General features: G+C 73.6%; 22 protein-coding genes. 14 read left to right on the forward strand and 8 right to left on the reverse strand.

Translation table 11 applies throughout. The features are described 5' to 3' along the window. Window positions 1–48: 48 nt before the first annotated feature. Both AB0J67_RS05260 and AB0J67_RS05265 read left to right on the forward strand, forming a co-directional pair. The gene (locus tag AB0J67_RS05260) at window positions 49–381 is read left to right on the forward strand and encodes a helix-turn-helix transcriptional regulator (protein WP_363476453.1); all 333 of its coding nucleotides are present in this window, start codon (window positions 49–51) and stop codon (window positions 379–381) included. Further along, the gene (locus AB0J67_RS05265) at window positions 378–1,211 is read left to right on the forward strand and encodes a hypothetical protein (RefSeq protein ID WP_363476455.1); all 834 of its coding nucleotides are present in this window, start codon (window positions 378–380) and stop codon (window positions 1,209–1,211) included. Before AB0J67_RS05260 ends, AB0J67_RS05265 begins: the two co-directional genes overlap by 4 nt. A gap of 29 nt (window positions 1,212–1,240) precedes the next feature. Here AB0J67_RS05265 and AB0J67_RS05270 read toward each other — a convergent pair whose 3' ends face one another. After that, window positions 1,241–1,849 (reverse strand): methyltransferase domain-containing protein, encoded by a 609-nt coding sequence (locus AB0J67_RS05270; RefSeq protein WP_363476457.1) that lies wholly within the window; start codon window positions 1,847–1,849, stop codon window positions 1,241–1,243. 162 nt (window positions 1,850–2,011) lie between these two features. On the opposite strand from AB0J67_RS05270, the gene AB0J67_RS05275 reads away from it, so the two are divergent. The 7 genes from AB0J67_RS05275 to AB0J67_RS05305 all read left to right on the forward strand — a co-directional run bounded on the left by AB0J67_RS05275 (window position 2,012) and on the right by AB0J67_RS05305 (window position 8,666). Then, window positions 2,012–2,752 carry a hypothetical protein gene (locus AB0J67_RS05275; RefSeq protein WP_363476459.1) on the forward strand — a complete coding sequence of 247 codons (741 nt, stop codon included), beginning with the start codon at window positions 2,012–2,014 and terminating at the stop codon, window positions 2,750–2,752. A gap of 39 nt (window positions 2,753–2,791) precedes the next feature. Further along, window positions 2,792–3,250, forward strand: coding sequence for a hypothetical protein (locus AB0J67_RS05280; protein WP_363476461.1), 459 nt, complete (start codon window positions 2,792–2,794; stop codon window positions 3,248–3,250). 124 nt (window positions 3,251–3,374) lie between these two features. Further along, on the forward strand, window positions 3,375–4,061 hold the full coding sequence (locus AB0J67_RS05285; RefSeq protein WP_363476463.1) for a response regulator transcription factor: 687 nt from the start codon (window positions 3,375–3,377) through the stop codon (window positions 4,059–4,061). A gap of 46 nt (window positions 4,062–4,107) precedes the next feature. Then, window positions 4,108–5,748 (forward strand): HAMP domain-containing sensor histidine kinase, encoded by a 1,641-nt coding sequence (locus AB0J67_RS05290; protein ID WP_363476465.1) that lies wholly within the window; start codon window positions 4,108–4,110, stop codon window positions 5,746–5,748. Between the two features lie 66 nt (window positions 5,749–5,814). Then, window positions 5,815–6,666: a DUF3152 domain-containing protein gene (locus AB0J67_RS05295; RefSeq protein WP_363476467.1), complete on the forward strand. Its 852-nt coding sequence runs from the start codon at window positions 5,815–5,817 to the stop codon at window positions 6,664–6,666. 194 nt (window positions 6,667–6,860) lie between these two features. Further along, window positions 6,861–7,730, forward strand: coding sequence for an AraC family transcriptional regulator (locus tag AB0J67_RS05300; RefSeq protein ID WP_363476469.1), 870 nt, complete (start codon window positions 6,861–6,863; stop codon window positions 7,728–7,730). Window positions 7,731–7,811: 81 nt separating this feature from the next. Next, window positions 7,812–8,666, forward strand: coding sequence for an alpha/beta hydrolase (locus AB0J67_RS05305; protein ID WP_363476471.1), 855 nt, complete (start codon window positions 7,812–7,814; stop codon window positions 8,664–8,666). 263 nt (window positions 8,667–8,929) lie between these two features. Here the strand turns inward: AB0J67_RS05305 and AB0J67_RS05310 are convergent, their stop codons facing one another. The 3 genes from AB0J67_RS05310 to AB0J67_RS05320 all read right to left on the reverse strand — a co-directional run bounded on the left by AB0J67_RS05310 (window position 8,930) and on the right by AB0J67_RS05320 (window position 12,717). After that, on the reverse strand, window positions 8,930–10,144 hold the full coding sequence (locus AB0J67_RS05310; RefSeq protein ID WP_363476473.1) for a hypothetical protein: 1,215 nt from the start codon (window positions 10,142–10,144) through the stop codon (window positions 8,930–8,932). Continuing rightward, window positions 10,131–10,649: a sigma-70 family RNA polymerase sigma factor gene (locus AB0J67_RS05315; protein WP_363476475.1), complete on the reverse strand. Its 519-nt coding sequence runs from the start codon at window positions 10,647–10,649 to the stop codon at window positions 10,131–10,133. Before AB0J67_RS05315 ends, AB0J67_RS05310 begins: the two co-directional genes overlap by 14 nt. A gap of 121 nt (window positions 10,650–10,770) precedes the next feature. Further along, window positions 10,771–12,717, reverse strand: coding sequence for a hypothetical protein (locus tag AB0J67_RS05320; RefSeq protein WP_363476477.1), 1,947 nt, complete (start codon window positions 12,715–12,717; stop codon window positions 10,771–10,773). Window positions 12,718–12,901: 184 nt separating this feature from the next. On the opposite strand from AB0J67_RS05320, the gene AB0J67_RS05325 reads away from it, so the two are divergent. Continuing rightward, window positions 12,902–13,846 (forward strand): phosphotransferase, encoded by a 945-nt coding sequence (locus AB0J67_RS05325; protein WP_363476479.1) that lies wholly within the window; start codon window positions 12,902–12,904, stop codon window positions 13,844–13,846. A gap of 70 nt (window positions 13,847–13,916) precedes the next feature. Here the strand turns inward: AB0J67_RS05325 and AB0J67_RS05330 are convergent, their stop codons facing one another. Both AB0J67_RS05330 and AB0J67_RS05335 read right to left on the reverse strand, forming a co-directional pair. Beyond that, window positions 13,917–14,624 (reverse strand): hypothetical protein, encoded by a 708-nt coding sequence (locus AB0J67_RS05330; protein WP_363476481.1) that lies wholly within the window; start codon window positions 14,622–14,624, stop codon window positions 13,917–13,919. A 49-nt stretch (window positions 14,625–14,673) separates the two neighbouring features. Then, entirely contained in the window at window positions 14,674–15,588 is a 915-nt protein-coding gene (locus tag AB0J67_RS05335) for a LysR family transcriptional regulator (protein WP_363476483.1), read from the reverse strand. A 223-nt stretch (window positions 15,589–15,811) separates the two neighbouring features. Between AB0J67_RS05335 and AB0J67_RS05340 the strand changes: the two genes are divergently transcribed. From AB0J67_RS05340 to AB0J67_RS05355, 4 genes are all read left to right on the forward strand, one after another. Further along, a complete protein-coding gene (locus AB0J67_RS05340) occupies window positions 15,812–16,165 on the forward strand; it encodes a DUF1801 domain-containing protein (protein ID WP_363476485.1) in 354 nt (117 codons plus the stop codon). Between the two features lie 5 nt (window positions 16,166–16,170). Further along, entirely contained in the window at window positions 16,171–16,557 is a 387-nt protein-coding gene (locus tag AB0J67_RS05345) for a VOC family protein (RefSeq protein WP_363476573.1), read from the forward strand. Between the two features lie 97 nt (window positions 16,558–16,654). Beyond that, window positions 16,655–16,888: a hypothetical protein gene (locus AB0J67_RS05350; RefSeq protein ID WP_363476487.1), complete on the forward strand. Its 234-nt coding sequence runs from the start codon at window positions 16,655–16,657 to the stop codon at window positions 16,886–16,888. A gap of 113 nt (window positions 16,889–17,001) precedes the next feature. Continuing rightward, window positions 17,002–17,556 (forward strand): hypothetical protein, encoded by a 555-nt coding sequence (locus AB0J67_RS05355; protein ID WP_363476489.1) that lies wholly within the window; start codon window positions 17,002–17,004, stop codon window positions 17,554–17,556. Window positions 17,557–17,592: 36 nt separating this feature from the next. Here AB0J67_RS05355 and AB0J67_RS05360 read toward each other — a convergent pair whose 3' ends face one another. Both AB0J67_RS05360 and AB0J67_RS05365 read right to left on the reverse strand, forming a co-directional pair. Further along, the gene (locus tag AB0J67_RS05360; RefSeq protein ID WP_363476491.1) at window positions 17,593–18,123 is read right to left on the reverse strand and encodes a DUF2510 domain-containing protein; all 531 of its coding nucleotides are present in this window, start codon (window positions 18,121–18,123) and stop codon (window positions 17,593–17,595) included. A 251-nt stretch (window positions 18,124–18,374) separates the two neighbouring features. Then, window positions 18,375–18,563 (reverse strand): hypothetical protein, encoded by a 189-nt coding sequence (locus AB0J67_RS05365; RefSeq protein WP_363476493.1) that lies wholly within the window; start codon window positions 18,561–18,563, stop codon window positions 18,375–18,377. Window positions 18,564–18,692 lie beyond the last annotated feature (129 nt).

The following is an 18,692-nucleotide window of genomic DNA, read 5'->3' on the forward strand; positions in this document are numbered from 1 at the left end:
CCGATATGGAGGTGGTGCGATCGGGCACTCCTATGTAGAGTTCCTACCATGATTGCCGAGATCCGCCTGACCGTGCCGGTCGTCAGGGTCCTCGCGGCCCTCGTCGCCGACCCGGCGGGCGACCACTACGGAATGACGCTGATGCAGGCGGCGGGCCTGCCCAGCGGCACGCTCTACCCGATCCTGGCCCGGCTGACCGAGGCGGGCTGGCTGGAAAAGCGCTGGGAGGAGATCGATCCGGCCGCGGCCGGCCGGCCCGCCCGCGCGTACTACCGCCTCACCCCGGCGGCGCTGCCGACCGCCCGGCAGCGGCTCGCCGAGCTGCACGAGCAGACGCGGACCGCGCCGCCGCACGCCGTCGCGACGGAGGTCACCGCATGATCAAACGGCTGTGCGGCCTGCTGCTGTCGGTCGCGGCCCGGCGCTGGCCGGCGCGGCTGCGCGACGAGATGCTCACCGAGTGGCGGGCCGAGCTGCACGCCACCCCCGGCACCCTGCGGCGCTGGCGGTACGCCGCCAGCCTCGCCACCTCCCGGCCGCACCGCCAGCCGGCGCTCGTGGCGGCGCCCGGGCGCAACCCGGCGCACGCGGTGCTGTCGTTCCTCCTGATCGCCGGGCTGCCGGCCGCCTATCTGCCGTTCGCCGTCAGCTGGACCTCCGCGTACTCCGTCGACACCATCGCCTGGCAGACGTGGGCCGCCGCCGCGAGCATCGTGGCCGCTGTCGTGCTGGGACTCGGCTGCGCACGGCTCACCACGGGGGTGACGCAGCTGATCCGGCCGACGTTCGTGCCGCTCTGGACCATCGGCATCGCGCTGGCGGTGTTGCTGGTCTGGCCGCTGGCGGAGGGGCGGCTACCCGACCGGGCCACGGTGATCGACCTGTCGTGCTGGGCGCTGAGTGCCGTGGTGCTGTGCACGCTGGCCGCCCGGGTCGCGCTGAGCGGCCGGGCGGTGCTGTCGTGGGCGGTCGTCGTGGTCGCCGGAGCGGTCGCGTTCTGGTTCGCGAACATGCACAACCACCTCAGCCATTTCAGCGCGCTGGGGATGGAGTACTTCTTCGACGGCCGGTTCCTGACCGCCTATGTCTTCGTGGTCGCCGTCCAGCCACTGCTCCACGTCAACGTCTTCCTGCTCGTGTACACCCACCATCTGGTGCGCCGCCACCGGCCCGCCGAGAAGGCGGTGCCGTCCCAGCCGGCAACCGCATAGCCGCGGGATCGCCGCCCCGCCGGCCCGGGTCAATCGCCGGCGGGGCGGCGCAGGACCGTCACGGCGAAGTCCGCGTCGGCACGCCACGGGCGCAGATCCCACGTCGCGAAGCGCTGCTCCACGATCAGCCCGGCCGCGATCGCGTGCGCGTCGAAGTCGGCCACGGCGTAGCCGCGGGTGGTGCCGAAGCCGACCAGGATCGGGCCGTCCGGCCGCACGTGCGCACCGACCCGGCGCAGCACCTGCACCTCGGTGTCCGGCGCGAGGTACGGCATGACGTTGCCGGCCAGGATCGCCGCGTCGAAGATCCGCCGCTGCCCGCCCGCGGTGAGGTCCAGCTCGCTCAGGTCGCCGACCAGCCACTCCACGTGGGGGAAGTCCTCCCGCGCGGCCTCGATCAGGAACTCGTCGGCGTCCACCCCGCACACGGTGTGCCCGCGCTCGGCCAGCGCCGCGCCCACGCGGCCGCTGCCGCAACCGGCGTCGAGCACCGACGAGCCCGGCGGGATCATCGCGTCCAGCAGCCGCGCCTCGCCGGCCAGGTCGCGGCCCTCGGCCGCCATCCGGCGGAACGTCGCGACCAGCCGCTGCGAATGACCGGTGCCGGTCTCGGTCACCCATCGGGTATGCCGTGCCATGCCCACCTCTCCACCGGAACGTCCCCTGTCCTGTCTACCGTGTCGGGCGGTGGGGCAGTCGGCCGCCCCGGCGCGCGGTGACGGGCACCCGACGGCGCGATAACCGGGGCAGGTGTGTACTCGTTGCGATCACACGTGGCCCCTGTGAGATCGGAAAGGCGCATGAGCGATCGGTACGCCGTCCCGGACGTCCCCGCGTTCGTGGACGCCTGCGACACCGTCGAGCTCAAGGCCGTGCTGCCCGAGGGGGAGGGGCGGCGGGCGGCGGCGTCGCTCGGGTTCGACCTGGCCGAGGCGGTGACCAGGGAGGTCTACTACCTGGACACGCCCGGGCTGGGGCTGGAGCGGGCCGGGCTGATCGTGCGGGTGCGCCGCACCGGCGACGCGGGCGCCGACGCGACCGTGCGGCTGCGGCCCGCCGATCCGGCCGCGATCGACCCCGACCTGCGCCGGCGCAAGGGCTTCACCGTCGAGCTGGACATGGCCTCGGGTGGGTTCGTCTGTTCGGCGTCGCTGAAGACCCGGCTGCCGGCGGCGACGGTGGCCGCCGCGGTGGGGCGGCGCACGCCGCCGAGCGCGCTGTTCACGCCGCGGCAGCGGCGGCTGTTCCTGGCGTACGCGCCGCACGGGCTGACCCTCGACGGGCTGTCGCTGTTCGGCCCGGTGCCGGTGCGGCGGCTGGCCGGGATGGCGCACGGCTGGGCGCACCCGCTGTCGGTGCAGCTGTGGGAGTTCCCGGCCGAGCCGGTGCTGGAGCTGTCCAGCAGGGTCGCCGTCGCCGACGCGGCGCAGGCGGTGACCCGCTGGCCGACCTTCCTGGACCGCCACCGGGTCCGGCCGTGGATCTTCCGGCACACGAAGGCGCAGACGGCGCTGCGCGCCCTGGCGCCCCGGTCCGCGTGAGCGGCGATCCTGTCGCACCCTCATGATCGGATACCGGTCATGAGGGTGCTGTTCGACTACTTCCGCGCCGTCGACGACGCGGCCGCGGTCCGGCTGATGGACGGCCTGGAGGGAGGCCCGATCGCGATCCCGGACGGCTCCGTCGACGTGGCCGACCTCCGGGGCATCGACCCCTGGGTGTCCCTCGGCCAGCTGGTGAGCATCGCGCGCGGCGTCGAGTGGGACACCGACACGGTCCGCACGGACCTGCTGTGGCCCGACGGCGAGGACACCGGGCCGTGGCTGATCTCCCTCGACGACGCCGCCCGCGACACCCTCGCCGCCCTCACCGCCGAGCGCATGGCGCAGCTGTCGGCCCAGTGGGCGCGCATCGAGGAGCGCGGCCTGGACGACGCCGACCCCGACGACCTCATGCTGCCGATCATCGAGGAGATCGCCGGCCTGGCCCGCCGGGCCCGCGACGCGGGGGACCACCTCTACTGCTGGTGCGGCCGGTGAACCGGACCCGGATGTGAAGAACCGTTGAAGAACCGGTCCGGCGGTGATGAAGGCCGCCGCCGGGCCGGTGGCGGCGCGCCCACCAGCGGCTAAGGTCGGTACCTCGCGGATCGGGAGGGCCGGAGTGAGCGCGCGCGTGTTGATCGCCGAGGACGACCCCAAGCAGGCGAACCTGCTGCGGGTGTACCTCGAACGGGAGGGACACAGCGTGCAGGTCGTCGCCGACGGGCTCGCCGCGCTGGAACGCTGCCGGGCGTACCGGCCGGACCTGGTCGTGCTCGACGTGATGATGCCGACCCTGAACGGCCTGGACGTGTGCCGGATCCTGCGGGCCGAGTCCGAGGTCGGGATCCTGCTGGTCACCGCCCGCAGCACCGAGGACGACATCCTGGTCGGGCTCGACCTCGGCGCCGACGACTACATCACCAAGCCGTTCAGCCCGCGCCAGCTCGCCGCGCGGGTGCGGGCGCTGCTGCGCCGCACCCGGCCGGGCACGGCGAAGGACGAGGTCGTGCGGGTGGGCGACCTGGAGATCGACGAGGGCCGGTTCGAGGTGCGCGTGGGCGGGCGGCCGGTCACGCTCACCGCCAAGGAGTTCGGCATCCTGGCCACGCTCGCCTCCGCGCCGGGCCGGGTGTTCACCCGGGCGCAGCTCATCGACCGGGCGTTCGGGTTCGACAACCACGTCGAGGAGCGCACCGTCGACGCGCACGTGATGAACCTGCGCCGCAAGATCGAGGACGACCCGGCGGGACCCGCCTTCGTGCAGACCGTCTACGGCCGCGGCTACCGGTTGGCGGAGCAGCCGTGAGCCGGCCGTCCGCGGCGATCGGCGGCGTGGCCCGCGAGGCGGCGCGGTGAGCTTCCGGCTGCGGGTCATCGCGCTGGTCATGTTCATCGCGGTGACCGCCGTCGGCGCGACCGCCTGGCTCACGCTGCGCCAGGCGTCGCGCGAGTTCGACCGCACCGTGACCGCCAACGCCGAGCAGCTGTCGCTGATCACCGCCGAGCTGGGCGACTTCGCCCGGACCCGCGGCGGCTGGGACGGCGTCGACGACGTGGTCCGGCGACTGTCCCTGCACACCGGCCAGCGGCTGCGGCTCACCACCACGACCGGCACCGTGGTCGCCGACTCGGACCTGCTCGCCGGCGGCCCGGCGCGGGGCGTCACCGGACCGCCGCTGCTGGTCGATCCGCGCCCGATCTGGCAGCCGACCCCCGAGAGCATCACCCAGTCCGGCTTCAAGATCGTGCTGTCCGCGATCGCCGAGTACCGGGTGGGCCTGGTCAACGCCGCGTGCCTGGCCAAGGCCGGGGTCGCGGTGCGGATGGCCGACCTGCGGATGCTGGGCGTCCAGGTGCCCCAGCCGGTCGCCTACAGTGCGGCCACCAAGACGTGCGAGGTGCAGGCCAGGGCCGAGGGCTACGGGCAGATCGACCGCGCCCACGAGGCCGACCTGCAGCGGTGCGCCAGGCTGGCCACCGGGTCGGTGTCCTGCCTGCAGGACACGTTCGCCGCCGCCGTCGCCGACTTCGCCCCCGCCCAGCTGCAGGTGTACGTCGGCGCGGCCGAGCAGGCCCCGCGCAGCCTGCCGGTCGACAGCACCCTGGCCACCGCCGGCATCGTCGCGGTCGCCGCCGCGGCGGTGTCGTGGCTGCTCAGCCGCCGCGTGCTGCGCCCGATCGGCGCGCTGACCGCGGCCTCGCGGCGCGTCGGCGACGGCGACCTGGCCGAGCGGGTCCCCGTACGCGGGCACGACGAGCTCGCCGGGCTGGCCCGCTCGTTCAACCGCATGGCCGACTCGCTGCAGCGCAGCGAGGAGCTCCAGCGGCGCATGATCTCCGACGTGGCGCACGAGCTGCGCACGCCGCTGGCGAACCTGCGCGGCTACCTGGAGGCGCTCAAGGACGGGGTGCTGCCGGCCTCGCCGGAGCTGTTCGAGTCCCTGCACGACGAGGCCGTGCTCCAGCAGCGCATCGTCGACGACCTGCAGGACCTCGCGCTGGCCGAGGCGGGCGTGCTGACCTACCGCCGGACCGGCGTCGACCTCGACGAGCTCGTCGCGACCTGCCGCACCGCGCACGCCGCGCCGGCCGCCGCGGCCGGGGTGGACCTGCGCGCCGCCGGCGGCGGCCCGCACCGGGTGCACGGCGACCCGGACCGGCTGCGCCAGGTCGTGGGCAACCTGATCCGCAACGCGCTCGCCGCGACCCCGCCCGGCGGCACGATCACCCTGTCCACCGGCACCGACGGCGGCGCGCACCTGCTGCGGGTCGCCGACACCGGCCACGGCGTCACCGAGGCCGACCTGCCGCACCTGTTCGACCGGTTCTGGCGGGCCGACCAGGCGCGCGGGCGCGCAAAGCCGTACACCACCGGCTCCGGCCTGGGCCTGGCCATCGCCCGCCAGATCCTCGCCGACCACCACGGCAGCATCGACGTGACCAGCCAGGTCGGCGTGGGCACCGTGTTCACGGTCCGGCTCCCGGCCGGCTGAGCGCGGCCATCGGCGCCGGACAGGATCTTCAAAAGTTCTTGATCACCTGCTGCCTACCGTGCGGCCGTGACGAAGAGCCCGACGAAGAACGCCTCCCGGCCGGCTCCCGGCGACGCGCGGCGTGCCCGCGCCCGCCGCACGGGGCGGTGGGCCGCCGTGGGCTGCCTGCTCGCCGGAGCCACACTGGTCGGCCTGGCCATGCTGCGCGACGCCCCCGAACCGGCCGCGACACCCGAGCCCGCCGCGCCGACCGCCGCACCGTCCAGCCCGGCGGCGCGCCCGACGGCGTCGGCCTCGCCCGCTCCGCTGTACCGGCTCGACGGGGACATCGCGGCGTCCGGTCCCGGCACGTGGAAGTACGCCACCGGCCGCGGCCAGGTGCTCGGCGGCGCGGGCGGACTGCGACGGTACCGGGTCGCCGCCGAGACCAACATCGCGGGCGCGGAGCTCGCCGGCTTCACCCGCCTGGTCGACGAGACGCTCGGCGACCCCCGCAGCTGGATCGGCAGCGGCCGGCACCGCCTGCAACGGGTGCCGAACGGGTCGGCGTACGACTTCACGGTCCTGCTCGCCACGGGCGAGACCACCCGGCGGCTGTGCGCGACCGGCGGCATGGACACCCGCGTGGACGGCGTCTCCTACACGTCGTGCCGCCTGCCCGGCCGGGTCGTGATCAACTTCAACCGGTGGCGGCTGTCCGTGCCCGACTACGTCGAAGGCCGGGTCGAGCTGTCGGTCTACCGCGCCTACGTCATCAACCACGAGGTCGGCCATGAACTGGGCCACAACCACGAGAAGTGCCCCGGCCGGGGCAGGCCCGCGCCGACCATGCAGCAGCAGACGTTCGGCCTCAAGGGCTGCACCGCCAACCCCTGGCCCTACCTGAACGGCAAGCGGTACGCGGGCCCGCCGCTGTGACAGCCGGGCGGCCGAGTCCAGTCCGCAGGGCTGCGCGTTCGGCCCGCTACCGTCGTCGGCGGTCGGAAGCCGCGGCTCGCGGCGTGCGCGGTGCGTCGCCGCCGCGACGGTCCGGGCAGATGATCGGATCGGGCCACAGCGGTCGGGCGCGAGCAGGGTGCGGTCGGCCAGGCTTGTCGTCGAAGGGAGGCCTCATGATCTCGGCACTCAACCGGCTCGTCGATCTCGTCGAGCAGCACCTCACCGAGGAGCTCGACGTCAGCGGGCTGGCCAGGACGCTCGGCACCACCGAGTACCACCTGCGCCGGATGTTCTCGTCGCTGGCGGGCATGCCGCTGTCGGAGTACATGCGGCGGCGCCGCATGACCGTCGCCGCGGCCGACGTCGTCCGCGGCGAGGACGACCTGCTGAGCATCGCGGTCCGGCACGGGTACGGCTCCACGGAGGCGTTCGGCCGCGCCTTCCGGGCCGTGCACGGCGCCGGCCCCGGTGAGGTACGCCGCGACGGAGGCCCCCTTCGGTCACAACCGCAGCTCAGGTTCCGCCTGACCGTCGAAGGGAGCAACCCCATGGACACCCGCATCGTCGAGCGCCCCGCGTTCCGGCTCATCGGACACGCGGCCCGGGTGCCGCTGATCCACCACGGCGTCAACCCGCACATCCAGCAGCACATCGCCTCTCTGCCGATGGAGGAGCACGTGCGGCTGAAGGCCCTCAGCGGCACCGAGCCGGCCGGCCTGCTGCAGGTCACCGACGGCGTCGACCCCGACGCCGTCGAGGGCACCGAGCTGACCTACCTGCACGGGGTCGCCGTCACCGCGGACACGCCGGCTCCCGGCGACCTCGACGCCATCGAGGTCCCGGCGGGGCGGTGGGCGGTCTTCCGCACCTCCGGGCCGCATCCGCAGGCGCTGCAGACGGCCTGGGCGGCGACCGCCACCGAGTGGTTCCCGTCCAACCCGTGGCGGCTGCGGCCGGGTCCGTCGATCGTCGCGATCCTCGACCGTGCCGCGGACTTCAGCACCGCGACCTGCGAGCTGTGGCTGCCGGTCGAAGCGGCGTGACGCACGCCGCGGCATGAGACGACGGCCCGGTGGGCGCCCCGTGCGGGCCGCCCACCGGGCCGTGGCACTATCCTCGGCCGGATGCGGATGGTCGGCATGGACGACGGCGTACGCCTGCGCACCTGGACCACCGGCACCGCCGGGGAGCTGCCACCGGTGGTGCTGCTGCACGGCGGCCCCGGGCTGTGGGACTACCTGGAGCCGGTGGCCCGCCTGCTCGCGCCGCTCACCGTCGTGCACCGCTTCGACCAGCGCGGCTGCGGCGGCTCCGACCCCTCCGACGAGCAGACCCTCGCCCGGTACGTCGCCGACGTCGAGGCACTGCGGCGGCACTGGGGGCACCGGACGTGGGTCGTGCTCGGCCACTCGTTCGGCGCGACCCTGGCCTTCGACTACGCGGTCGCGCATCCGGGCCACACGGCCGCGCTCGGCTACCTGAGCGGGGTGGGCGTGGGCGACTGGCGCACCCCGTACCGGCGGGAACGGCAGCGCCGGATGACCGCCGCGCAGTTCGAGCGGCTCGCGGACCTGGACGGGCAGGCCGGCCGCACCCGTGACGAGGAGATCGAGTACCGGGCGCTGTGCTGGTTCACCGACTACGCCGACCCGGTGGCCGGCTGGGCACAGGCCGTCGCGGACGCCCGTCCCGACGTCCCGATCAACATGGCGGCCAACCGGCGTCTCGTCGCCGAGACCGACGCGGGGGAGGCCGCGCGGCTCGCGGACGCTCGCCGGATCGCACATCCCTGCTGGTTCCTGCACGGCGCGGCCGACCCGCGGCCCGCCGACGCCGTCGCGAAGCTGGCCGCCGCCGTGCCAGGAGCCCGGATGCGTGTCATCGACGGTGCCGGGCACCAGCCGTGGTTCGAGCGTCCTGACGAGCTTGGCGCCGTGTTGCGGGAGCTGCTCGCCGAAGCGGGGCGCACCTGCGGGTGAACCGCTGACCGGCGGAGATCCGCGCCAGCGCCGACAGCGCACTCGCCGACGTACGCACCGGCGGACCATCCAGCCGGTCACCATGCGGGTCAAGGACGGACGGCGGTCACCATGGGTCGTCGTGTGTCTCGGACATCCGAGCACCTCATGGTGACCGCCCGGCGTCGGCGCGGTCGTGCCCTCCGGCATGTGCACGCGATCGGGGCGGGGTTGAGGCCGCCCCAGCCACATGCCGTCGCCGGCACCCCGGCCGCCGGTGCCCGTCAATCGGGCAGCCGGAATCGGCTCCAGGTCTGCCCGTCGGTGGTGAACTCGATGCGGTCGGTGCCGAGCAGCGACTGCCCGTTGCTCTCGTAGTACCAGACCAGCCCCGGACCGGCATGCAGCACGCTGTCGTGGCCGTACCGTCGCGCCGTGCCGAAGTGGCGGCCGCCGTCCCGGCTGATCAGGAGCTCCGCGATGCTGTCGCGGAAGTCGACGACCATCAGGGACCCGTCGGAGCCGACGACGATCGGGCGGATCACGTTGTTGGAACGCAGGTCGGTCGGAACGTCCACCCAGGACTTTCCGCCGTCGGTGGTGTGCCGCAGTCCGGCGGTGCCCTCGGCCGGCGGGCTGTCGGCGCCCGCCCGCAGTGGTTCCGTCAGCAGGTACGCCTCCTTGCCGTCGACCGCCGCGACGCCGATCGTGACGGTCGCCTCCGGCGCGTGCGACGTCTGCCAGGTAGCGCCCCGGTCGATGCTGCGAGCGATCAGGTCGGGCCGGGTGAAGCCACCCCCGGGGTAGACGACCCACAGGGCGCCGTCCGGGGTGGGATGGATGCTGGTCGGAGCGAAGGGCGACGGCGCTTCGCCGCTGAGCCGGTACACGCGCCCGGACGCGGGATCGACGGCCATGGGCCGCTGCATCGGGCGGCAGTCTGTCTGGCAGGACACCGGGCGGGTGCGCGGGGGGAAGGCGGTGACCGCGGTGACGGCCGAGGCGGCGTCCTGCCAGGTCTGCCCGGCGTCGGTGGACAGCAACGACTCGTCGCCGAACCGCACCAGGTAGCTGCGGTGGCTGAGTACGGTGTACCCGGTGTCCGCCGTGGTGGTGCAGCCGGTGCCGGGCCGGACGGACCGCCACGGTGACCACTGGCGCCCGCCGTCGCCGGTCGCCGCGAAGCTGATCTTGCAGCCGTGTTCCGCGACTTCGACGACGACCGCGGCCACGTCGGACAGCACGACCAGGTCGCTGGCGGTGCGCCCGAACGGGGCATCGGTCGGGCGGGGGGCGGCGAACTCGAACCGGCCCGGGCCGCCGCCGAGCGGGATGGCGGCGGAGGCGACGACGACGATGACGGCCATCGCGGCCAGCACGGTTGCCCGCCGGCGCCGCCGCCGGTCGCGGGCGGTCGCCCACAGGTCGTCGAGGGGCGGCTGGCGTACGGCGTCGGCGACGGTGTCGACGGCGAAGCCGGGGAACTCACGATCGGACATCGGCCCTCCCAAAGGTCGAGGCGTCGGCGGTGTCGGCGGAGAGCAGCAGGGCGAGCACACGGCGGGCCCGGGACAGCCGGGACTTGACCGTGCCGACGGAGATGTGCAAGGTCTGCGCCACCTCGTCGATCGGCAGATCCACGAAGTAGTGCAGGGCCAGCACGTACCGCTGATGCTCGGGCAGCTGCCGCAGCGCGGCGAGCAGCGCCAGGTGTTCCGGCGAGTGGTCGGCGACGACCGGCGGCGGCCCGACCCGGCGCAGCAGCCCGTCTAGCATGCGCCGGCGCCGGTGGCGGGTGCGGGCGATGTTGACCGCCACCCGCCGCAGCCAGGACTCCGGGTTGTCCAGCTTCGCGAACCGCCGAGGCGCGGCGAGCGCCCTGGTGAACGCCTCCTGCACCGCCTCCTGCGCCTCGCCCAGATCCCCGGTCACCGCGTATAGCTGGACGACCAGCCGCCGGAAACATCCGGCGTAGATGTCGCTGATCACATCGTCGTCGGACACCGTCACCCCCTTCTGTCGCTACTGCCACTAGTGGCAGAGCGGAAAGGTTCCCTCCGCGGGCGGATTCGACATAGGAATCCGGCTTGGGAGGGTCGAGGCGAGGTCCGCCGAGGGCGCGACGCTACAGCCGGTACTTCTCGGCGACGGCCGCGAACTTCGGCCCGTGCTGCGGCTGCATGCGGTTGCCGTACCGCAGCAGCGCGGCCGCCTCGTCGCGTCTGCCCCAGCGGGCGGCCACCTCCAGCTTCTCCCACAGCGGGTAGGGCGGCTGGGAGCCCGGATCACGAACCCACCCGGCGACGATGACGTCGCGCGAGTCGACCGTGTCGAACCAGGGCAGGCACTCCTCGACGAGCACCCGCGCCAGCGCGTCGGCCTCGGGTGGCACCGCGTGCCTGTCCCGCGACGCCACCAGCGTGCCCCCTCGCGGGAAGTCGCGGTCGCCCACCAGCGCCACCGACTCGGCCGGGTCGGCGGCCGAGAAGTCCATCAGCGTCAGGTGCACTTCGACCGTCCCCTCCAGCCGGGTGCCGTCGCCGAGGCCGCCGAATCCTGCCGACACGCGCAACACCTGGACCAGCCGCTCCTCGCACGGCCGGTAGAACGCGTCGACGCCCCAGGTCTTCCCGTCCGCCGTGAGCATGCGCAGCCGGCCCGCGAATCCGTGCTCGGCCAGCAGCGACGCGGCCCCGTTCGCCAACCGGCTGACCGTCTCCTCGCTCACCCGGCCGTCGTCGGGCAGCTCTCGCGGCCGGCGGTTGATCTCCAGCAGGGCCCTGATGCCCGCGGCCTGCGCGTCAGGCAGCGACAGCGCGGTGCGTACCAGCACGACCTCCCGGTCCATGTGGTCGACCTCGGCGATGCCGGGCTGGTCCGCCAGAGCCAGGGCGAGGCCGTCGCGGCCCACGTCGGCGTACCTGGCGCAGTCGTCGTCGAACCAGAGCTGCGTGTTGCGCCCGTCCCACTTGGCGGGGTCGATGGCGTGGGCCCGGACGATGTGCCTGAGGTCGTCCAGCACGATGTCGTCGCCCGGGTCGCGCGGCACCACGTCCCCGGCGGCGGCCAGCGCGTCGCCCACCGGATCGGCGGACGTGGGCGCCAGCCGGGGCGGATCGCCGTCCGGCCCTTCGCCCGCGGCAAGCGACGGCCGGCCCAGGACCGCGACCTTACGCTCCTCCTCAGGGCGGTGCCGGAGCAGCTCGGCAAGCTCCGTCGACTCGTCACCGGACAGCTCGGCCGCGCACAGGTGCGCGATCAGCTTGCGCCGGTAGTAGTCCTCGTCGACCGTTCCCGGCGCGGCGGGCAGCCGGCCGGCCCACACGTCCAGACCGCGCAGCACGAAACGCAGCCCGCGCGGCTTCGGGGACTGGGGGATGGCGAACCAGTCGTCGGGGTTCGGGGCCGCGGTCAGCCGCCACACCATCTCGTCGAACTGCGCGCGCAGCGCGACCAGGAAGTCCGCCCCGGCCCGCGCGCCGCGCTCCGCGTTCTCTCCGAACAGGACATCGCTGAGACGCTCGCCGTCCGACGGCGCGTTCTCGGCGGTGAACGCGTCCTCCACGGTGTCCAGATCGAGCGCGTCCGCCTCGTACAACGCTTCCAGCACCCGAGCGACCGTCCGGCGCAGCGGCCGGCTCTGCCGCGAGCGGACGAGCAGCCGCAGCAGCCGGGTCCGCGACGCCGACGGCGGCGCCGCCACGGCCTCCTCGGCCAGCCCGTCGACGCCCGCCCCGGCCACCAGGCAGGCCAGGAGGTCGGCCCGGCGCGGCGTCGGCCACGGGACATCGAGGACGTCCGCGACCTGCCGGAACCGATCCTCGGGGGCGGCCGGTCCGAAGGAGGCCGGGGGCGGGAACGCCGCGTCGTACAGGGCGTCCACCTCGACGAGGACGTCGTACGTGTCGAGAGTCAGGGCCAGCAGCGGGTCGTGGACCCGGCGCCAGATCACCGTCGCGAGCCTCGTCAGCTCCGCGTGCTCCCCGGTCGCGGCGAAGGCGCGTGCCTGTCCGACAAGGTGCCGGAGCTGTGCCAGTTCCGGATCGTCGCCGTCGGCCAGGTCGTGCGACATGCCGTTGGTCCTCTCGCCGTGATCGCGGACGAGGCATGTTAACGCGAGCTCCTCAGCGCGGCCGGAGCCGTGCATCGATCGCGGTGACATGGGGGCGCGCGACACCGAGCTGCCGCGATCTCGGGTTCGGTGGTCGTTCGCGAGGGCAGTGCGGACCAGTCGACCGGGATTACACTCCGGCGTGATGTTCACTCCTCGGTCCTCGTGGGCCGATGCGCCGGCGCCGCTGCGGGCGGCCGTCGCCGACGCGCTCGGTGCGGCCGTCGACGGCCACACGGATCTGCACGGTGGCATGTCGCCCGGCCCGGCCGCCGCACTGCGGCTGGCCGACGGCCGGACGGTGTTCGTCAAAGCGGTCTCGGCCGAGGTCCGGGCGCACAACCACCTGTTGATCCGCCGGGAGTCGGGCGTCCTGGACGTCCTGCCGCAGACCGTGGCGGTGCCGCGCCGCCTGGCCACGGTCGAGCGGGGACCGTGGATCGCGCTGGTCACCACGTGGGCCGCCGGAGCCGCCGGGGCGCGGTGGACCGACGCGTCGATCGCAGCCGTCGTGGACGCCTGCCGCACCGCGAGCGGGCACCGGGCGCCTGCCGCCTTGCCGCCGGTCGCCGAGCGGATCTACGACTTCGACGGCTGGGAGCGGGTCGTCGCGGCCGGACCGGCGGACGAGTGGGAGGTCGCCTACGCGGGTCGGGCCGCCGAGCTGGCCGCGGACTGGGCGCGGTGGACGGCCGGTGACGCACTGGTCCACCGGGACCTGCGCGCCGACAACGTGGCGGTGGACCTGGCGGCCGGCTCGGCGACGCTGCTGGACTGGGCGTATGCCGCCGCAGGCGTCCCCTGGCTGGACCTCGCCCAGCTGGCCGCGGACATCGTCGGCACCGGCCACCGCCTCGGCGGGCGGGTGGCGACGGATCGCGCGTACCGGCTGATCCAGACGCTGCCCGCCGATGCCGCGCGTTACGTGGTGGCCCTGGTCGGCATGTGGCGGATCCGTGCGGCGACGGCCCAGGACAGCGTCCTGCCGACGATCTCGACGTGGCGCCGCGAGCGGGTACTGGCACTGCGGCCGCTGGTGACCCGCCTGATCACCGACCTCACCGGCCCGGCCGGACCCGCCCTTCGCTGACGGTGCCCGGTGCGGCCGTGCGACTGCGTGGTCGCGGGTCCGGTGAGGCCGACCATCCGAACACGACGGCTCACGGTGCGGAAGCGATCCAGCCTTCGTTGACGGCCCATGCGAGCATCTCGGCGTGAGCCGCCGCGTGCTCGGCATCGGTGGCGCCGCGCCAGACGTCGCCGTCCTGGATCAGCCAGGGCTGGTTCAGGGTGCCGTCCAGCCAGCGTTCGAACCACTGGGCCAGCGTCAGGTCCTCGGGGAAGAAGGCGTCCATGCCACGGCCCGTGGTCGGGTCGAACCCCCACATGCGGTAGCCCGGGTCGGCGCAGTCCACGTAGGAGGCGATGGCGCAGCCCCACGAACACACCGCCCACAGGCCGGGCGGGTCGTCTCTGTCCCGGCGGATGTCGACGGCGGTGCGCTCCAGGTCGTCCTCGTGACCACCCGCGACGCCCAGGACGTCCGGCCCGAAGCCGCCGTTGGCCACCTCCAGGTAGATCCGGCGCAGCAGCGGCGGCAACGCGTGTCCCAGCACCCGCTCGGCCTCCTCGACCGCCTCGACGCGGGCCGGCGCCAGCTCGGGAAGCGGATCCACGGCACCTGCGGCGAGAGCCGCGAGGTGGGCCCGCGACCCGCGCGGCTCGACCTGGCGGGTGCCGTCGTCGGCGGCGTCGACCAGCCACACCCCCGTCTCGGTCAACGTGCCGCGGCGGACGAAGACCTCGTCGCGGTAGTCACGATCGGCCACCCGGGCGGCGATGGCAGCCAGGATCTCGTCATCGCGCATGGGTTCAGTATGAGGTCGGCGGATCCCGTCTCGGGCAGCCGGGAAGCTCCTACCGCGCTGATGGGGACCCGTCCCGGTCGACGGCGGGGTTGGCGTCGGTGGCGGCGCGGACGAACTCGCGTACCCGGGCGGTGGTGTTGGTCTCCAGCCAGACGAGTCCGCGCCGGATCGGCGGGGCGTCGCTGATCGGGACGTAGGTGACGTCGGGGCGGGGGTAGTAGCGGCGGGTGTGCTCGCCGACCGGGAGCACACCCCTGCCCATCGCGACGAGGGTCAGCATCTCGGAGAACGTGTTCCCGGCCGGGCCCTTGGCGATGGGCCGCCCGGCGGGCGTCTGCTCGGGCGTGCGGTCGCGTTTGAACTCGGCGGAGGTGACCGCCGGGTACTGCACGACCGGGTGGTCGCCGAGCAATTCGAGCGACACCGACGGCTGCCCGGCCAGCGCATGGCCGGTGGGCACCGCCAGCGCCCGCTGCTCGTGCAGCAGCGCCGGACCGCAGGCCATGCCGTCGAACGGGTACGACGCGAGCAGGATGTCGATGCTGCCGTCGGCGAGGCTGGCGCGGGAGTTGTAGAGCTGCACCTCGTGGACGGTGACCTCGCAGTCGGGATGGCGGCGCCCGAACAGGTCGACGGCCTTGAGCAGCGTCGGGGCGGTCCATTCGCCGAGGAACGCGACGCGCAGGCTGCCGGTGACGCCGCGTCCGGCGTCGACGGCCCGGCGCAGCGCCTGCTCGATCTGGGCGACGGCGGGGGAGAGGTCGTCGGCCAGCCGCTGCCCGATCGGGGTGAGCCGCACGACGCGGCTGGTGCGTTCGAACAGCGGGGCACCGATACGCCGTTCCAGCTTCTTGACGACGTGGCTGATCCGTCCGGTGGTCACGCCGAGTTGTTCGGCGGTGCGGCCGAAGTGCAGCTCACGGGCGAGCGTCAGGAGGGTCTCGATCTCGTGGCGCTCCAGCATTAACCGTCCCATCGTTGAATCCGGCTCAACGATCCTAGACCGATCTTGTCTTGGTACGCCCTGCCGGTTGCCGGAGAGTAAAGGTCGTCAGCCGGTCAGGGGCGCGGAAACCGCCCCCGGAGCCGGACGAACCCGAAGCGAGAAGGGGCATACCGTGACGCTATCCATCGACACATGTGAGATCACTTCGGGTGCCCGCGACCTCTGGAAGGAAAGCCCGCACATGAACATCGACGAGTACCTGGCCGGACTCGACCAGCCGCTGGCCGCCGTGGCCGCCCGGATGCGCGACGTGATCGAGGCCGCGCTGCCGACCACGACCGGCGTCGTCTACCACGGCCACCCCGTCTGGGGGCTGGGCGAGCAACCCGGCCGCAACCCGATCTGCCTGGTCAAGGCCTACCGCAGCTACGTCACCTTCGGGCTGTGGCGCGGCCAGGACGTCCCCGACCCGTCCGGGCGGCTGATCGCCGGAGCCCGCCGGATGGCCTCGGTCAAGCTCGCCGGCCTCGCCGACGTCGACGCCGCACTGTTCACCACCTGGCTGCACGCCGCCCTCGACCTGGAGGCACGGTGACCGCCATGCACGTGACCGCCTTCGACCACCTCGTCCTCAACGTCGCCGACGTCGAGCGCGCCCTGGACTTCTACTGCGGCAGGCTCGGGCTGCGACCCGTACGCGTCGAGCAGTGGCGGGCCGGGCAGGTGAAGTTCCCCTCGGTGCGGGTCAGCGCCGACAGCATCATCGATCTGGTCAGCGGGCCGCGCGGCGAGTCGAACGTCGACCACTTCTGCCTGGTCGTGCAGCCGCTGGACTGGCAGGAGGTCATCGACTCGGGCGTGTTCGACGTGCTGGAGGGCCCGGTCGGCAGGTTCGGCGCACGCGGCAACGCCACCTCGATCTACGTACGCGACCCTGACGGCAACGTCGTCGAGCTGCGCCACTACCCGCAGGACGCACCGGACTGAGCGGACTCCGCTGGACCTCCGCGACGCGGTCGCCTGTCGCGCGGGTGCCCGGCCTTACCCGGTTGCGGCCGACCGGGAGGTCCGGCATCGTCGCAGCATGGAGTTCGCCGGTGATCGCCTGACGACGTCGCGGATGTTGATGATCGAGGAAGTGATCGTCGACATCGATGCCCGTGGTGCGCAGATCGTCACCTTCGAGTCGACGATCTTTCTTCGCCCAGGCGAGACGCTGCACTTCGAGGGCAACCAGCCCGTGATCGACCGGCTGGACGCCACGCAACGCCGGCCCAGGTGGAAGTCCTCCCCATACTGCGGGCATTACCTGCGCTGACCAGCGGCCAAGGCTCTGCACGGGCTGCGGAGCGGGGCGACCGCGACCTGAGACAGGTGGCGGGCACCGAGTGACGGTCCGCCGGGAAAGAAATCTTCGTTACGGTGAGGCCCGTGAAGTTCGTACTGCGCAACGGTCATGAGTCCCCGCTGGAGCTCGTCGCCGAGCAGCCGGGTGTGCGCCGGTCGATGGCGCCGGGCGAGGAACTCGTCATCGAGTGGACCTGGACCGGCTTCGCCGACCTGACCTGCCGGCCGGGCCGGCTTGCGCTGGCGGTGCCACCGGGCGGCGGCCTGGCGGTCGCCGACCCGGGCCCCGACGTGCATGACCTGTGGAACGGCGTGCCGGCTCCCGGTGCCGAGGTGCGTGAGTTCTGGATCCACAACGCGACCGGGGAACTGCTCGACACGTTCTGGGAGCCCTGGTGCGGCGACGGCGGCATCCCCGCCGGTGGCGGGCCGATGCGGGTGGAGTGGACCGAGAGCGCCCGGGGCGCGGGCCTGATCTATGACCCGGGCCTGCTCGTGGTCTGGGACTGCAACGGCAGTTGCCGCGCCTGGCTGCCGTGCGGCGAGGAGGTCTTCACCGGCGGCCTGTACCTCCACGACCACGAGGGCGAGCACATCCCGCCTCCCGCGCCGGGCCGGCCGACGCCGACCGCCCAGTGAGTCCGAGCCGCGCGCGGTTCGGCAGCCGAGCGCCGCTCAGCTGCGGCGTACGTAGAGGAGAGCGCCGGGTCTGGTGGGGTGCGGCACCTGGACCCAGTGCGGGGCGTGCTCCGGGCGGGGCGTCCAGTCCGCGAACGGCAGGTACGCCGCCCGCCAGACCAGCTCGTACAGGAAGTAGACGTTGTACACCGGGATCAGCAGGAGCAGCATGCGCACGGGGCGGTAGCCGACGCGCGCCACCAGCGGGGCACCGACCAGCGCGGCCGGGATGAGACCCAGCCAGTCGCCGGTCATCTCCCGCGAGGACTCGGCGATGGGCAGGAGCCCGGCTATCAGGTCGGCCAGCCGGTTGCCGAGGACGAGGACCAGCAGGACCGATACGGCGGTCAGCGTGCCGCGCGCGACCGTGCCGCGCGGGCTGCCACCGGCGATCCGGGTTCCCGGCACGGGCGGCGGCAGCGTCGCGCCCGGCGGGACCGTCTGGTCCGACCAGTGCTCGCCGGTCCAGTAGCGCACGAACGGGTCGTCGGAGGAGGTGGGGTACCACCCCGGCGGCGGCGCGGACATCTGCTGATCTCCGAGTGGTGAAGGGTGCCGCAGCGTAACAGGTCGGGTCTCGGCGCCGCGGCCCCTCGCCGCAGCGGTCGGTCGCGCACCTGCGGCTGTTCGACTCGAACGGCCCACCGGTGCCGGGGCCCGTCCCGCCCCCTGCCGCGTAAACCCTGTGGCGAGGCACGGTCGGCGGCCATGCCTCGCTCGCTTGCCGTGATGGTTGCCGCGAAGAGCCTGGCCACCGGCTGGTGACGAGGGCGACCGCTTCACCTGCGGTCGGGTGCTCCGGTGGCATCGCTGCCCGGCTCGGTCGGTGCGCCGGACGGAGGGTCGACGAACATGCCGGGGGTCTGTCCGAGTTGCTGGCGGCGGCGCAGCTCGTCCGCGGACACGCGTTCCTCGACCTGCTCCGTCGTTGCTTCCTGATCCGCCGGAGTCTTGCTCTGCTCGCTCATGGTGGTTGGCTCCCTGGCGCGTCGTTGCCGGTCGGTGCCGGTCTTCACCACGTTCCCGCCGCATATCGGGGCGAAACCCGGCGCCCCGGCCCGCCGTCGCCGGGCGGGCGGGGAGCGCGGAGTGGCACC

Origin of the sequence: Catellatospora sp. NPDC049609 (genome assembly GCF_040675365.1) — a bacterium.
In the GTDB taxonomy this organism is placed as follows: Bacteria; Actinomycetota; Actinomycetes; order Mycobacteriales; family Micromonosporaceae; genus Catellatospora.